We start from the raw sequence: 15,635 nt of genomic DNA, 5'->3' as shown, positions 1-15,635 counted from the left end.
ATTTATTTTTACGAATTAGTAATAACCTACTATTAATCACGTTAAAAAAATAATGAAAAAAATATTTTTTATTCTGCTGCTATTTTTGCCTCTTATTTCTTTGGCTCAAAGTAATAGCACAATAACTCTTGAATGGGTTGAAAAAAAGGAAATGTTTTATGGTAATTCGAAAGTAATTATTCCACAATTTATAGGGAGCGGTTTTCATTATGATGAAGTAAATAAGACAATTCAACTTACCTTAAAGACGGACGAAGCTTTTTCGTTTGACCAAGGAAATGTAGTGATAAGTAACACCATTTATGAGCCTATCACTGTAAACGAACTTGGAGATTTATCAATAGAAAACATTCCATTCACGGAGAATGCTGTTCTGTCCGTCAGCAATTCGAGAAGCATAAAAAACGCGTTCATAAGTCTTTCCCCTATTATTAAAGATAATTTTGGATACAAAAGGATTAAATCTTTTACTTACGAAATTCAGGGATTAGCTACAAATGCTTCTCGCCTAAGATCAGGTTCAAGCGTCTCTAATTCTGTGCTTGCAAATGGCAATTGGTTTCAATTTTATATTGAAAAGTCAGGTGTCTATAAAATTTCAAAAGTTTTTTTACAGCAATTAGGATTAGATATTAATAATCTTGACCCAAGAAAAATTAAAATTTATGGTAACGGTGGCAGGATGCTTCCCTTATTAAATAATATACCGTATCCCAATGATCTAGTCGAAAATGCGATACAAATAAATGGAGAAAGTGATGGTGTTTTCAACAATGAGGATTACATTCTTTTTTATGGTGAGGGAGTTGACACTTGGAATCAGGAAAGCAGAACGCACAATAATTTGTATGATAAAAAATCTTTCTATTATTTGACCGTTCAGGGCATAGACGGCAAAAGAATCAATCCAGCGATGCAACCTACTGGAAGTAGCACCATAAATATTACAAGTTTTGATAGCTATCAATTTCATGAACTTGACCTAATTAATATTGCTCGATTAGGACGTCAATGGTTTGGTGAATCATTTGAAGTAAAAAACGAACAAGAATTTGATTTTAATTTTGTTAATATTGACACCACGATTCCTGTCAAAATTTTTGTTACAGCTGCCTCAGCCGCGTTTACTCCTACTTCATTTGATATTAGTATGAACGGAAATTCCGTTAGCTCAATTAATTTTTCGCCACTGACTTCCGGCGCGGAAACTGTATTTAGAGTAAACTCTTTACCTAATAATGTCACTTTTACTGGTGCTGCTAATATGAAGTTAAAGTTAAAATATAATAATAACGGTGTTCCGGGTTCCAAAGGTTTTCTTGATAATATTCGAGTTATAGCTAAAAGCAAACTTCAAGGCTATGGAAAGCAGTTTCACTTTCAGTATGATTTGTCAGCTTCGTCTGCAGGTATTGTAAATTATCAAATCGCTAATGCTAATGGGATCGCGCAAATATGGGACATCACTGATTTGTATAATGTTACCAAGATTGAAAATATCAATCAAAATACAGTTAATTTTCAAGCAAGATTGGGCGAGTTAAGAAAGTATGTTGCAATAGATGCCTCAGATTATTTTACGCCACGAAAAGACAGTAAAGTAAAAATTCCTAATCAAAATTTAAAGGGCACCTTGTTTAAAAATAGCCAAGGTCAGTTTCAAGATATTGATTATGTCATTGTTACCCCCACATTTTTAGTTTCTCAGGCCGAAAAATTAGCGACCTTTCACAGGAATAACTCCAATTTAAAAGTCAAGGTAATTCCTTTAGAATTAATTTATAATGAATTTTCGTCAGGAAAACAAGATGTTGCAGCGATACGAAATTGCATAAAATATATTTATGAAAACGCGTCTAACAGTTTAAATAGAGTAAAATATATTAATCTTTTTGGTGACGCTTCTTTCGATTTTAAGAATCGTATCGTTAATAATACGAATGTTGTACCTATATATCATGCGTTAAATAGTAATACTAGCGGTGAATCGTCATTTGCCTCGGATGATTTTTTTGGATTGATGGATCCATCAGAAGGAAATATTATCAACTCCTTTGGAGGAATTGACATCGCTGTCGGACGGATGCTTGTAAACGATACTAAACAAGCTGATGAAATGATTAATAAAATCATTGAGTACCATGATTTAAAATCTTTTGGTAACTGGAGAAATAATTTTGTGCTCATTTCTGATGATTCAGATATAGTTTCAGATGCTTCTTTACAAAACAGGCAAAATATTTTGGCCAATAAAATAGCTGTCGAAAAGCCATTCCTTAATGTGGGAAAAATATTTTTAGATTCTTATTTGCAAGAGGCATCTGCAGGCGGTGATCGATATCCAAGAGCGAGAACTGATTTTTTTAATGCTTTCGAAAAAGGTGCACTTGTATTTAATTATCTTGGTCATGGCGGCGAAGATGGATTATCGGGAGAGAGAATTTGGGAAAAATCAGATGGCCAAAATTTAAGTAATCAATATAAATACCCGCTGTTCATAACAATTACTTGTGAGTTTTCTAGATTTGATAATCCGTTCAGACCAACAGCTGGCGAGTTTACTTACTGGAATCCTAAAGGAGGAGCAATAGCAATGATTACCACAGTACGATCTATAGGTCAGTCAAGTGCCGAAAACTTTAACGACAACTTGACAAAGAATTTACTGTCTTACGGGTCAAGTCAATATACTTCAATAGCTGATGCCTTAAGAATTTCTAAAAACGACAATCCTAATTCAGCGACAAATGTGGTGTTTTTCATAGGCGATCCTGCACTGATGCTTTCAATACCGAAACCTAAAGTTATACTGACAAAAGTAAATGACGTTGCGATAACGGAACCAGTAGATAATTTTAAATCGCTTTCAAAAGTTAAATTGTCTGGAGAAGTTGTCGATGAAAATAATAATTTAATGACCAACTTTTCTGGTGAAGTTGCAACAACTATTTTTGACAAAACCATTAATCGCGCAACCCTTAATAATGATGGCAACAGCCCTGTAATTAATTTTAATGTTTTAGGCGAAGCTATATTTAGAGGTAACGCTTCAGTTACTAATGGTCAGTTCGAATTTAGTTTTGTTGTACCTAGAGATATCAGAATACCTTTAGCTAACGGAAGAATAAGTTTTTATGCTAAAAAGAACAATTTTCGAGAAAACCAAACAGGATCAGATGCTAGTATTTTGATAGGTGGAATAAATGAAAATGCTATTGCAGACAATATAAGCCCTAGGGTTAAGTTATATATGAATGATGAAACTTTTGTTTCTGGCGGTATAACCAATGAATCCCCTTTTTTAGTGGCTCTTCTTGAAGATGAAAACGGAATTAATACAGCGAGCGGAATAGGTCACGACATTATAGCCATATTAGATGGTGATATAAGTAATCCATTCGTTCTTAATGATTACTACCAAACTAAATTAGATGATTTTACTAGCGGAACGCTTCGTTTTCCACTACGAAATCTTTCGCCAGGATTGCACACAATTTCTTTTAAAGCGTGGGACGTATATAATAATCCTGTAATAACAGAAATTCAATTTATAGTTGCAGGCGATGATACAATTAAATTGACAAATGTTTTAAACTATCCCAATCCATTTGTAAGTTATACTGAATTTTGGTTTACTCATAACAAACCTTTTGAACCTCTGGATGTTCAAGTTCAGGTTATGACCGTAACTGGAAAAGTAATTTGGACTAAAAATCAAATTATTACAACCGAAGGATTTTTATCAAAAGAGATAAATTGGAACGGAAAAGATGATTTTGGAGATGCTATAGGTAAGGGTGTTTACATCTATAAACTTACCGTAAAATCTACGCTGTCAAATATGCAAAGTGAAAAATTTGAAAAACTTGTAATACTTTAAAAAAAAACTATATTTGTTCAATTAACCCCTTTATAAAAATGAAGAAGATAATAATACTGTTTGTTTGCTTACTAACTGTTTCTTATGGCTGGGCACAAGATCGCGTTGTAAACCCAGGCGTTCCGTTTTTACTAGTGGCTGCCGATGCGAGATCTGCGGGTATGGCCGACATGGGTGTTGCAACATCAGCAGATGCGTTCTCTCAGCAATGGAATCCGGCAAAATATGCATTTTCAACTGATGCACAAGGATTTTCAGTTAGTTACACTCCTTATTTAACTGATTTAGTAAATGATATTTCTCTTGCACAACTGACTTATTATAATAAAATAAATGAAAAAAGTGCATTTGCGGGAAGCGTCAGATATTTTGGTTTAGGAGAAATTGAATTGCGCCAAACTGGAGACCCAAACGAAACATTTCCAATTGTCTCACCAAATGAATTTGCTATCGATGGCTCATATTCATTAAAACTAAGTGAAAAATTCTCTATGGCTGTCGCGGGACGTTTCATTAATTCTAATTTAAAAGTCGCCTCTGACAATACTGATGCTACTTCAGCTAGCTCGTTTGCCGTTGATGTTGCAGGATTTTTTCAATCAGAGGAATTGGCCTTTAATGAATTTAACGGAAGATGGAGAGCAGGTTTTAATATTCAAAACTTAGGACCTAAAATTAGCTATGATAATGATGACACTAATAGTAATTTTCTTCCCGCAAACCTAAAACTAGGTGCTGGCTTCGATTTTATTCTAGATGATTACAATAAAATTGCCCTAAATGTAGAACTAAACAAGTTATTAGTTCCTACTCCACAAATTGCTGTCCCAGTAGACTTAAATGGCGATGGTGACACAAATGACCCATTAGAAGATGGAATCGCTCAAAATAATTTAAATTATAATAAGAGAGGTTGGACATCAGGAGTTATTAGATCATTTGGTGATGCACCTGGTGGTTTTAGTGAGGAATTACAAGAAGTGACTTACGCTGTGGGTGCTGAGTATTTATATCAAGACTCTTTTGCCGTGCGGTTAGGATACTTCCATGAGAGCCCTGTTAAAGGTGCGCGACAATTTTTTACGCTGGGAGCCGGATTCAAATATAATGTGGTAAAAGTGGATGTCTCTTATTTATTTTCAGCATCTAGAATTAGAAACCCATTAGAAAATACTTTAAGATTTTCACTCACGTTTAATTTTGGTGATAAATACGACGAATTTTAAAAATAATAATTTACAGATCACAATCCAAATTTCAAACCGGCAGCTTCGGTATGAAATTTGGATTTTTTTTCCTCAAATAAAATGAAAGAAATTAAAATCACTACTGAATTCAACGCTTTTGATAATATTCAAGATTTGCCAACTAGTGTCCAGCTATTAATGGAAGAAGCAATTAAAATTCGGAAAAATGCGTACGCGCCCTACTCTAAGTTTAAAGTCGGTGTCGCAATTAAGTTAGATAACGGTGAGATAGTTCTGGGTTCTAATCAAGAAAATGCAGCGTATCCGTCAGGATTATGTGCTGAACGTGTAGCAGTCTTCTACGCGGGTGCTATTTACCCTAATGCTAAGATTTTAACAATGGCAATCACAGCTGCCTCAGATACAAAGCAAACTACAACGCCAATTCCACCATGCGGCTCTTGCCGACAGTCTATAGCTGAATATGAAATTCGTCAAGAAACACCTATAGAAATTTACTTTATGGGAGAGGTGGGAGCGGTTTATCGGTCGGAATCTTTAAAAAACTTACTCCCTTTCATGTTTGATAAAAAATTCTTGTAAAACTCTTAAAAATCAGCCATTATATTTTACTTCTAAGTTGTAATGTGTTATTTTTGCACTTCGCAAATTTGTGGGAGGAAACTATTTTGCACTATTAGAGTACATATTGACAATATTTAGCAAAAGAAAAAATCAAATGAAAGAAGTTACAAAAGAAGTATATTTAAAATGGTACGAGGACATGCTCCTTTGGAGAAAGTTTGAAGATAAGCTTGCAGCATTATACATACAACAAAAAGTTAGGGGATTTTTACATTTATATAATGGTCAGGAAGCGGTATTAGCAGGTGCATTGCATGCTATGGATTTGACCAAAGATAAAATGATTACTGCTTATAGAAATCACGTTCAGCCAATAGGTATGGGAGTTGACCCTAGACGCGTAATGGCAGAGCTTTTAGGTAAAGTTACTGGGACATCAAAAGGAATGGGTGGTTCTATGCACATTTTTTCTAAAGAGCACCGTTTTTATGGAGGACATGGAATAGTTGGAGGACAAATACCGGTTGGAGCAGGATTAGCTTTTGCTGATAAATATTTCGAAACTGGTGGTGTGACGATGACTTATTTTGGAGATGGTGCAGCACGTCAAGGATCTTTGCACGAAGCCTTTAATATGGCAATGTTGTGGAAACTCCCGGTTGTATTTATAGTTGAAAACAATGGTTACGCAATGGGTACTTCTGTAGAAAGAACTGCAAATCATACAGATATATGGAAACTAGGTTTAGGCTATGAAATGCCTTGTGGACCAGTTGACGGGATGAATCCTGTAAAAGTTGCCGAAGCAATGACTGAAGCCATTGATAGAGCAAGACGCGGAGACGGACCAACTTTCTTGGAAATGAAAACGTACCGTTATAGAGGTCACTCAATGTCAGATGCACAATTATATCGCTCAAAAGATGAAGTGGAAGAATACAAAAAAATAGATCCAATTACTCAAGTTTTAGATATAATAAAAGATAAAAAATACGCAACGGAGCAAGAAATTGAGACTATTGATCAGCGTGTTAAAGATTTAGTAGAAGAATGTGTGAAATTTGCCGAAGAATCTGAATATCCGCCAATTCAACAATTGTACGACGTAGTATACGAACAAGAAAACTATCCTTTTATACCTCATAAACTATAAATCAATTATGGCAACAATAATTACAATGCCTCGTTTGAGCGACACTATGACGGAAGGAACGGTAGCGACTTGGCTTAAAAATGTAGGAGATAAAATTAAGGAAGGAGATATCCTTGCAGAAATTGAAACTGATAAAGCAACTATGGAATTTGAGTCTTTCAATGAAGGTACTCTTTTACACATAGGAATACCCGCAGGCGAAACTGCTCCGGTAGACGCTTTATTAGCAATTATAGGAAAAGAAGGCGAAGATATTTCAGCATTATTAAGCCCCCTAACCCCCGAAGGGGGAACAACTACCGAAAAAGAAGAAGGAAACACTATACCTGAAACAGCCTCTTCTGCTCCCCCTTCGGGGGCTGGAGGACTTCCAAAAGGAGTTATAGTTGTTACCATGCCGCGACTAAGTGATACAATGACCGAAGGAACTGTGGCTACCTGGTTGAAAAAAGTAGGAGATGCAGTTGCTGAAGGCGATATTTTAGCGGAAATTGAAACGGATAAAGCAACGATGGAGTTCGAATCTTTCAATGAGGGTACATTATTGTTCGTAGGAATTGAAGAAGGAGGTACAGCAGCCGTAGATAGTCTTTTGGCAATTATAGGGCCTGCAGGAACTGATATCGCTGGAATTGCTGAAAATTATAAAACGGGCGGAGTGCCAGAAAGCACTCCCGAGATTACAGAAGTAAAACAGGAAGTAAAGGAACAAGTTGCCACAGCAACAACTGTTGAGCCAGTCGCTCAAGAAGCTGCAACCGATGGACAAAGAATTTTAGCTTCACCATTAGCAAAGAAAATTGCAAGTGACAAAGGAATACAATTGAATCTAGTAAAAGGTTCCGGTGAAAATGGACGTATCGTGAAAAGCGATATCGAAAACTTTACTCCAGCTGCTGCAGTAGCTCAAACTGCTGCAACAGCTGCTGCAAAAACAGAAACTGCCGCTACACCCGTTGCGCCAAAAGTATTTGTTCCTGCTGGAGAAGTTTTTACAGAGGAAATCAAGAACTCACAAATGCGTAAAATCATTGCAAAGCGTTTGGCCGAGTCGTTATTTACCGCTCCACATTATAATTTAGTGATCGAAGTCACCATGGATAATGCCATGGCGTCAAGAGTAATTATTAATAGCGTTCCTGATACAAAAGTATCTTTTAACGATATGGTTATAAAAGCGTGTGCAATGGCATTGAAAAAACATCCAAAAATCAATTCACAATGGAAAGAGGATGCAATCACGATCAATCACCACGTAAATATAGGAGTAGCTGTTGCAGTTGAAGATGGACTAGTAGTACCCGTTCTAAAATTCACTGATGCGATGAGTTTATCTCAAATTGGCGGGAGCGTTAGAGATCTTGCTGGTAGAGCTAAAAACAAAAAACTATTGCCTACAGAAATGGAAGGAAGTACGTTTACGGTTTCAAACCTTGGAATGTTTGGTATTGTAGAATTTAATTCTATCATTAATCAACCTAATTCTGCAATCCTGTCAGTAGGAGCAATTGTAGAGAAACCAATAGTTAAAAACGGACAAATTGTTGTAGGAAACACAATGATGTTATCACTTGCTTGCGATCACCGTACTATCGATGGAGCAACTGGAGCTCAGTTCTTACAAACATTAAAACAATTCATTGAGAATCCAGTGACTATGCTTGCATAACTACTGATCCAGTATAAATAAAAACCCATCTCGTTTATCAAAACAAGATGGGTTTTTTGTTTTTGGGCATGACCTCACTTCCACTAGCGTTGCAGCGAGGTCGCGCTATCCGCTGTATCTTTTATTCCATTGCATTTCATAAAAGGATGCCGCTCCTATCCCTCATGCTCAAATTACTAACTAAAAACAGCAATTATATTGATTATAATTAGAAAATTACTTAATAACAAATTATTCTACACTTATACAAAACGACGCCTTTTATTTTGTCACGCTAAAAGCGTCTTACCATATTTGAGTAGCTTTGCAGAGACGCTTTCAGCTTGACAAATAGTAAGTGGAATGATTAAAAACTAAACCACTTTTGACTAAACTAAAAGCAATAGGCATTAATTCTTATTCTTCTCCTCAATCCATTTCGACATATACTTTGTGCTTTTTAGCGAATGATGTTGCAGTACTGCACCCATAAAATTATTCAAGCGATGTTGCGGCAAGTTGTCTTGTAAAGCTTGTATTTTTGCTTTAAAACCGACTTCAAATAACGTTCTCATATACCTTTGCTTAATGATTTCGATTCCGTTTTGTTGGGCTTCAATCCATTTTTTTTCATCTTGATATAAAGCTACTGCTTTATTAGCAAAAAGTTCAGGATTATCTGTGACAAAACCGTTCCATGGCAAATCACCTTGCATCGATTCGGCGCCAATACCGGTGGTCACTGTTGGAGTTCCGCATTGCATGGCTTCAAGCAATTTTCCTTTTATACCTGCTCCAAAGCGCAGCGGTGCTAAAACAACGCGGGCTTGTTTGACTACTTTCTGCGCATTATCGGCGCGGCCTTGTATCAAAAAACCTTCTTTTACACTATTTAATTGTAAAACTTTTTGAGAGGGATAAGCACCATAAATATTTAAAATAGCTGCGGGCAATTGCTTTCTTACAAGAGGCCAAATAGTTTCTTTTAAATATTGAACAGTATTCCAATTTGGTTCATGGAGAAAATTACCAATAAAAATAAAATCCCTTCTGTTTTGAAAGGATGGTACTAAATCTAAATTTGGAATTGCATCAAGTTCTAATAAAAGCGGTAAATAAAACAGTAACGACATGTCAATTTTGAAAGTAGTGGTAAGCACTTCCACTTCATATTCGGAGATCATCAACGATAGATCGCAACGCAAAATACTGGCAATTTCTCGTTTTGCTACATCTTCCTCAAGCAAATCATTTATTTTAAATTCACGCTTTTCTTTGAAAGCTTTTTGTCTGGCTAATCGTAGAGAATGTAAATCTTCAGTATCTAAAACTCGCATCGCTGCCGGACAATTTTCAGCCACACGCCAGCCAAATTGCTCTTCGATCATAAAGCGATCAAACAAAACTAGAGCTGGATTTAAATCTTTGACGAAAGTATCAAAACTAGCTGAGTTGAGCACAATAGCTTTTTTCTCAACATTAAACGCAGTCAAATCAATCATAAAATCACTGTCTTGCGCTGGAGAGGCAAATGTGATTTTAAATCCTTGTCGTTGAAACAACGAAATTAATTGCATCATTCTTCCGCCTGCAGCAGATGAATTAGGCTCAGGCCAAACAAAACCGATAATTAAGAGTGATTGCACTTTTTCGAGACTTGTAAATTACTGTTGCAAAATACTAATTTAAAGTGGCATTGTTGTTTCATAGTTGTATAATTCTTTTGAAAATGGACCAACATACCATGCACTAAACCGCGTGAGGGATAGCAGTGGAAAGCCCGGAGTTGCGGAGTAGTGCAGCGAAAACGCAATGAGGACTTGCAACGAATAGCCCGACAGCAAAAAAATGGCTTTGCGGAATGGTGCTTTTGCCATTTTTTTTGCAGACACGCCCCAATTATTTTAAAGTAAATTCAGGTAGCATTATTATTGTTATCTCGATACCTAAGCAAGAAAACACTAATTTTGTAGCAAACTAAATTCGATTAAAATGTTAGGATTAAAATTAGCGACAGACCCAAGATGGGTAAATATAGTGGAAACAAATATCGAGGAAATACTGTCAGATCACGCTTGGTGTGAGCAAAAAGCAGCTTCGAACGCGATAAGCTTGATCACTCAAAACTCGGAAAAAGAGGATTTAGTAACGCAATTGATGATTATTGCGAGGGAAGAATTAGAACATTTGCAAATGGTGCACGACTTGATAAAAAGCAAAGGTTTGACATTGGGACGGGAACGCAAGGATCATTATGTAAACGAATTATTTAAGTTTATGAAAAAAGATGGGAGCCGTAATGATGCTTTGTGTGAACGACTGTTGTTTTCGGCAATGATTGAAGCAAGAAGTTGTGAACGTTTCAAAGTGCTTTCCGAAAACATTACAGATCCTGAATTAGCTAAATTTTATCGTGATTTAATGATTAGCGAAGCTGGCCATTACACCACTTTTATTGGTTTTGCAAGAAAGTATGCCGATAATGTTGACGTGGATAAAAGGTGGCAAGAATGGATACAATTTGAGACGTCAATTATTACCAAATATGGTAAGAATGAAACTGTGCACGGATAATTTTACGTGAATCTAGGTCACGTTAAAAAGTTAGGGTGAAATAATTAATATCGCTTATTTGCTCTCTTAATATCTACTAATTCAAAAACTTTTAGATAATTTACGAGGACGTTTTTTGGCAAAATTATTGTCGCGCATTTTAAATTCATTTCCGCGAATAAAAGAGATAAAAAAATTTAATTATCGTCGTCAGTTGCATGTGCAAAATGGTTGTTTTGCGAAAAATTTATGTACGAGATCTTTAACAGAATAAACTTAGGTCTCCAAAGGAGAGCTTTACACCATTACTATCAATAGCAGACAGAGCAAAGAAACCCCTAGTAGAGTCCATAATTACTATAACAAAAGCGAATGAATTAATTGCTGTCGATAAAAAAAGCTCTCAACCAACAAAATTTAGTTCCTGAATTAATTGTGAATATGACATTAATATTGGGATTATTTCAAAAAAGTTTCCAACTGTCATTGTGTGTAACTCATCGCTTGCATCTTCAAGAAATGACATTAGAAATTTTACAGAAAATTAGACTAAAACAACACTAGAAGAATCCAGATTTATAAAACGACTACTTGTAAAAGACCTTCTGATGTAACTCCTATTTTAATTAAAAAACGCAACACTTGATTTTCTTCTTTTGAAACAAGCATGTACTATTTTGACACGACTTTTAGAATTAAAGTCACAGCAGTATGTTATCAAAGAAGTTGTTTAATAATTTAACGTCTTCTGATTACAAGTAAGCCTCCCTTCCAGAAACAAAGTGACTACTACTATTAAAGTATCCAACCTAATTGAGCTTCGTATATTTTTTCTGCATTTAAGCCATTTTTATTCACCTAAAAACTTCCTTTCAAATTTTCGAATTATAAATCAATTTAACAATAAAGAAGATAAGTGTAATATTTAGCTTAGCTATTTATTTGGTTTTATTTGTTTCTACGCAAACGATTTCGTAATATCGCATTGTATTTTACTTACATTGTTTAACATGAAAATGTTGACCTCATTGGCCATAAAAGTACTATCAAATTATTGAGTTATCAAGGCATAACGCATTATGAATCTTAGTTGCGATTTTACGTAAATAATCTATTCTGAATGTGTTCCAAGATAGAAACAAATTAATATTAAATAATGTTAGACAGATGGTAACACCAAAAAATGTAAAAGTAAGAGTCTATAATTTTGGAAATGGAACTTCAGATGGAAGTAGTGCCATGAAAAACTTATTAGGCAGCAAAGGTGCAAACTTAGCCGAAATGAGTAACCTCGGAATACCCGTCCCTCCGGGATTTACAATTACAACCGAAACTTGTTCAGAATACAATCAACTAGGTAAAGATAAAGTTGTTTCTTTATTGATGACCGAAGTAAAATTAGCTATTGCAACAGTTGAAAAAAGAATGGGAACGACCTTTGGAAGCGCTGAAAATCCATGCTTACTTTCCGTTCGTTCTGGCTCTCGCGTCTCAATGCCGGGAATGATGGATACTGTTCTTAACTTAGGAATGAATGATAACTCAGTTGCAGGATTAATTGCCAAAACCGGCAATAATAGATTTGCTTGGGATACTTATAGACGTTTTGTCCAAATGTTTGGTGGGGTTGTACTAGGAGTTGGCGCAATTTCAAAAGAAGATCAAAATCCTTTTGAAGAAATTATAGAAAAATTTAAAAAAGATAAAGGAGTTGAATTAGATACTGAACTCGATGCAGAAGACTTAAAGCGCATGGTTTCTGACTTCAAAGCTCTGTGTGAAGTGCAAACTGGTGCGAAATTCCCAGACGATCCTTGGGACCAACTTTGGGCCAGTATAACCGCTGTTTTTGATAGCTGGATGAATCCTCGCGCGGTATATTATCGTGTTATGCATCAAATTCCAGAGGAATGGGGCACAGCGGTAAATGTGCAGGCGATGGTCTTTGGAAATATGGGTGAAACCTCGGGTAGTGGCGTAGCTTTTACAAGGGACGCATCGACTGGAGAGAATATTTTCAATGGTGAATATTTAATAAACGCTCAAGGCGAAGACGTTGTCTCAGGTATAAGAACTCCACAGCAAATATCTTTACAAGGCTCTAAAAAATGGGCAACTTTAGCCGGTGTTTCTGAAGAAAATCGAAAGACACAGTACCCATCTTTAGAAGAACTATTGCCAAATACTTTTAAGGAATTAAATACCACGCAAGCTATTCTTGAAACGCATTACAATGACATGCAGGATTTAGAATTCACTATACAAGAAGGCAAATTTTGGATGTTGCAAACCCGAAATGGAAAACGCACAGCTGCAGCAATGGTCAAAATTGCAGTGGATATGTTAACTATTGGCATGATAGACGAAAAACAAGCCTTATTAATGCAGGAGCCATCAAAGCTAGAAGAACTTTTGCACCCGGTTTTTGATAGCGAAGCAATTAAAAATGCAAAAGTCCTAGCAAAAGGATTACCTGCCTCCCCTGGAGCTGCGACAGGCCAAATTGTTTTTTTTGCTGATGAGGCTCATAAATATACTGACTCCATTCTTGTTCGAATCGAAACCTCTCCTGAAGATTTAGAAGGAATGAATATTGCAAAGGGCATCTTGACCGCAAGAGGAGGCATGACATCTCATGCTGCTGTTGTTGCAAGAGGTATGGGTAAATGTTGTGTCTCTGGAGCAGAAAAAATAAATATCAACTACAAAACCAGAGTAATGACAATTGGATCCCATGTTTTTAACGAAGGAGATTGGATTTCATTAAACGGCACAACTGGAGAAGTATACGAAGGTAAAATAAAAAATAAGGATGCCGAGTTAAGTGCTGATTTTGATACTATTATGAACTTAGCGGATAAATACAGAACTTTGGGCGTAAGAGCAAATGCCGAAACGCAGAGAGAGTGCCAAAATGCAATTAAATTTGGAGCTGAAGGGATCGGACTTTGCCGAACCGAACACATGTTCTTTGAAGGCGAAAGATTAGCCCGCATTAGAGAAATGATATTATCCACCGATGAAGCAGGCAGAAGAGAAGCATTAAACAAACTATTACCAATACATAGAAATGACTTAAAAGAGGTTCTTCGGGCAATGGAAAACCTTCCAGTAACTATTCGATTGTTGGATCCACCATTACACGAATTTATACCTCACGACTTAGAAAATCAAAAAGAGATGGCACTTGAGATGAATGTATCGGTGGAGACAATCATACAAAAAGTAGATAATCTAAAAGAATTTAACCCTATGTTAGGTCATCGAGGATGTAGATTGGGAATAACATATCCAGAAATTACCGAAATGCAAGCGAGAGCGATTATTGAAGCAGCATTAGAATTAAAAGCCGAGGGAATTGCAACGCATCCAGAAATTATGATTCCACTTATTGGGACAGTAAAGGAACTTAAACTACAAAAACAATTAGTTAAAACTATAATAGAAAAAGTTTTTGAGGAAAAAGGAGATTCCATTAAATATTTAATAGGAACTATGATTGAAATTCCGCGATCCTGCCTTACAGCAAATCAAATTGCCGAAGAAGCTGATTTCTTTTCATTTGGAACTAATGATCTTACACAAATGGGCTTTGGATACTCCAGAGATGACGCAGGTAAATTTCTACCCATTTACATTGAAAAAGGGATCTTAAAGGTGGACCCATTTCAAGTATTAGACCAAGAAGGTATTGGCCAATTAATAGAAATAGCAACTGTTAAAGGACGTTCATTTGACCCTGCCCTAAAAATAGGTATTTGTGGAGAGCATGGAGGAGACCCTAGCTCAATCGAATTTTGTCATCGAATTGGAATGGACTATGTAAGTTGTTCCCCATTCAGAATACCGATTGCCCGTTTAGCCGCTGCCCAAGCTGCCATAAAACAACCATTACCAAATCAAGTAGAGAACTTATATTTAAGTATTGAAAAGGAGATACCCGCTCCTATTTAAAAGAAAGACTATACCAATAAATTGTTTAATTAAACACTTGTAAAAAGTTTGCAAGTGTTTTTTGTTTTATAAACATTTATTTAATTGTTCCAGTTTATAGTTTTTGAATTAGTGATTTTATTAGAATATTGAGGTCGCAATTCTTTAAGTGTCCTCTTTACTTTTTCATGAATTTGCTTGCTGATTTTTATATCTAACTTACTTATTATACTTTAATTTACTTTTCACCTAACAAATATTTAGACCTAATTTTTTGACAACTCAGGTTTTAGAATGATCAGCATTTTCTCTTGCTCAATTTTGGTATTTAATTAATCAAAATATAATATTATTAATTCAGCAAGCATAGGTTTAAAGAGTTCGATGTACTTTGCCACAGTCTCGCATTTTGTCATCTAAATTATAAATCTATAATTCCTCCTTCTTCAGAATTGATACGTGGAATACTTGATGTTTAGATTAACCAAATTATTTGCCTAATCACCAAATTTTGTTCTTGATCCCCCGATAGCTATCGTGGTTCCCATATCACTGCATAAAACAAAAAACCCCTCATCGTTAGATGAAGGGTTTTTCAAAAAAAGGCGACGACATACTCTCCCACATAACTGCAGTACCATCTGCGCAGGCGGGCTTAACTACTCTGTTCGGGATGGGAAGAGGTGAGCCCCGCCG

The 15,635-nt window shown here is 35.9% G+C and carries 8 protein-coding genes and 1 rRNA gene; 7 read left to right on the top strand and 2 right to left on the bottom strand.

The window, feature by feature from the left end:
- Positions 1–52 precede the first annotated feature (52 nt).
- The 5 genes from porU (at position 53) to BUB42_RS07495 (ending at position 8,474) form a co-directional block, all read left to right on the top strand.
- Positions 53–3,880, top strand: a complete 3,828-nt coding sequence (porU, locus tag BUB42_RS07515) for a type IX secretion system sortase PorU (RefSeq protein WP_073018809.1) — start codon at positions 53–55, stop codon at positions 3,878–3,880.
- 38 nt (positions 3,881–3,918) lie between these two features.
- A complete protein-coding gene (porV, locus tag BUB42_RS07510; protein WP_073018808.1) occupies positions 3,919–5,106 on the top strand; it encodes a type IX secretion system outer membrane channel protein PorV in 1,188 nt (395 codons plus the stop codon).
- An 81-nt stretch (positions 5,107–5,187) separates the two neighbouring features.
- The gene (cdd, locus tag BUB42_RS07505) at positions 5,188–5,670 is read left to right on the top strand and encodes a cytidine deaminase (protein ID WP_073018807.1); all 483 of its coding nucleotides are present in this window, start codon (positions 5,188–5,190) and stop codon (positions 5,668–5,670) included.
- Between the two features lie 136 nt (positions 5,671–5,806).
- Positions 5,807–6,805, top strand: coding sequence for a pyruvate dehydrogenase (acetyl-transferring) E1 component subunit alpha (gene pdhA / locus BUB42_RS07500; protein WP_073019134.1), 999 nt, complete (start codon positions 5,807–5,809; stop codon positions 6,803–6,805).
- A 7-nt stretch (positions 6,806–6,812) separates the two neighbouring features.
- On the top strand, positions 6,813–8,474 hold the full coding sequence (locus BUB42_RS07495) for a pyruvate dehydrogenase complex dihydrolipoamide acetyltransferase (protein ID WP_073018806.1): 1,662 nt from the start codon (positions 6,813–6,815) through the stop codon (positions 8,472–8,474).
- Positions 8,475–8,863: 389 nt separating this feature from the next.
- On the opposite strand, the gene BUB42_RS07490 is transcribed toward BUB42_RS07495, so the two are convergent.
- Positions 8,864–10,099 (bottom strand): glycosyltransferase, encoded by a 1,236-nt coding sequence (locus BUB42_RS07490; protein ID WP_073018805.1) that lies wholly within the window; start codon positions 10,097–10,099, stop codon positions 8,864–8,866.
- 346 nt (positions 10,100–10,445) lie between these two features.
- On the opposite strand from BUB42_RS07490, the gene miaE reads away from it, so the two are divergent.
- Positions 10,446–11,027 (top strand): MiaE family protein, encoded by a 582-nt coding sequence (miaE, locus tag BUB42_RS07480; RefSeq protein WP_073018801.1) that lies wholly within the window; start codon positions 10,446–10,448, stop codon positions 11,025–11,027.
- A 1,146-nt stretch (positions 11,028–12,173) separates the two neighbouring features.
- Positions 12,174–14,960, top strand: coding sequence for a pyruvate, phosphate dikinase (gene ppdK, locus BUB42_RS07475; RefSeq protein ID WP_084118305.1), 2,787 nt, complete (start codon positions 12,174–12,176; stop codon positions 14,958–14,960).
- Positions 14,961–15,539: 579 nt separating this feature from the next.
- Here the strand turns inward: ppdK and rrf are convergent.
- A 5S ribosomal RNA gene (rrf, locus tag BUB42_RS07470) occupies positions 15,540–15,635 on the bottom strand; the annotation flags it as partial.

Origin of the sequence: Flavobacterium micromati (genome assembly GCF_900129585.1) — a bacterium.
GTDB classification, from domain to species: domain Bacteria; phylum Bacteroidota; class Bacteroidia; order Flavobacteriales; family Flavobacteriaceae; genus Flavobacterium; species Flavobacterium micromati.
The sequence above is the reverse complement of the archived record's forward strand: the minus strand, read 5'-3'. Positions and strand labels throughout refer to the sequence as shown.

Bases quoted from the DNA above. Each gene is read 5' to 3' on its own strand.
- miaE (WP_073018801.1), top strand. From the start codon at position 10,446: ATGTTAGGATTAAAATTAGCGACAGACCCAAGATGGGTAAATATAGTG.
- porU (WP_073018809.1), top strand. From the start codon at position 53: ATGAAAAAAATATTTTTTATTCTGCTGCTATTTTTGCCTCTTATTTCT.
- porV (WP_073018808.1), top strand. From the start codon at position 3,919: ATGAAGAAGATAATAATACTGTTTGTTTGCTTACTAACTGTTTCTTAT.
- pdhA (WP_073019134.1), top strand. From the start codon at position 5,807: ATGAAAGAAGTTACAAAAGAAGTATATTTAAAATGGTACGAGGACATG.
- ppdK (WP_084118305.1), top strand. From the start codon at position 12,174: ATGGTAACACCAAAAAATGTAAAAGTAAGAGTCTATAATTTTGGAAAT.
- cdd (WP_073018807.1), top strand. From the start codon at position 5,188: ATGAAAGAAATTAAAATCACTACTGAATTCAACGCTTTTGATAATATT.
- BUB42_RS07495 (WP_073018806.1), top strand. From the start codon at position 6,813: ATGGCAACAATAATTACAATGCCTCGTTTGAGCGACACTATGACGGAA.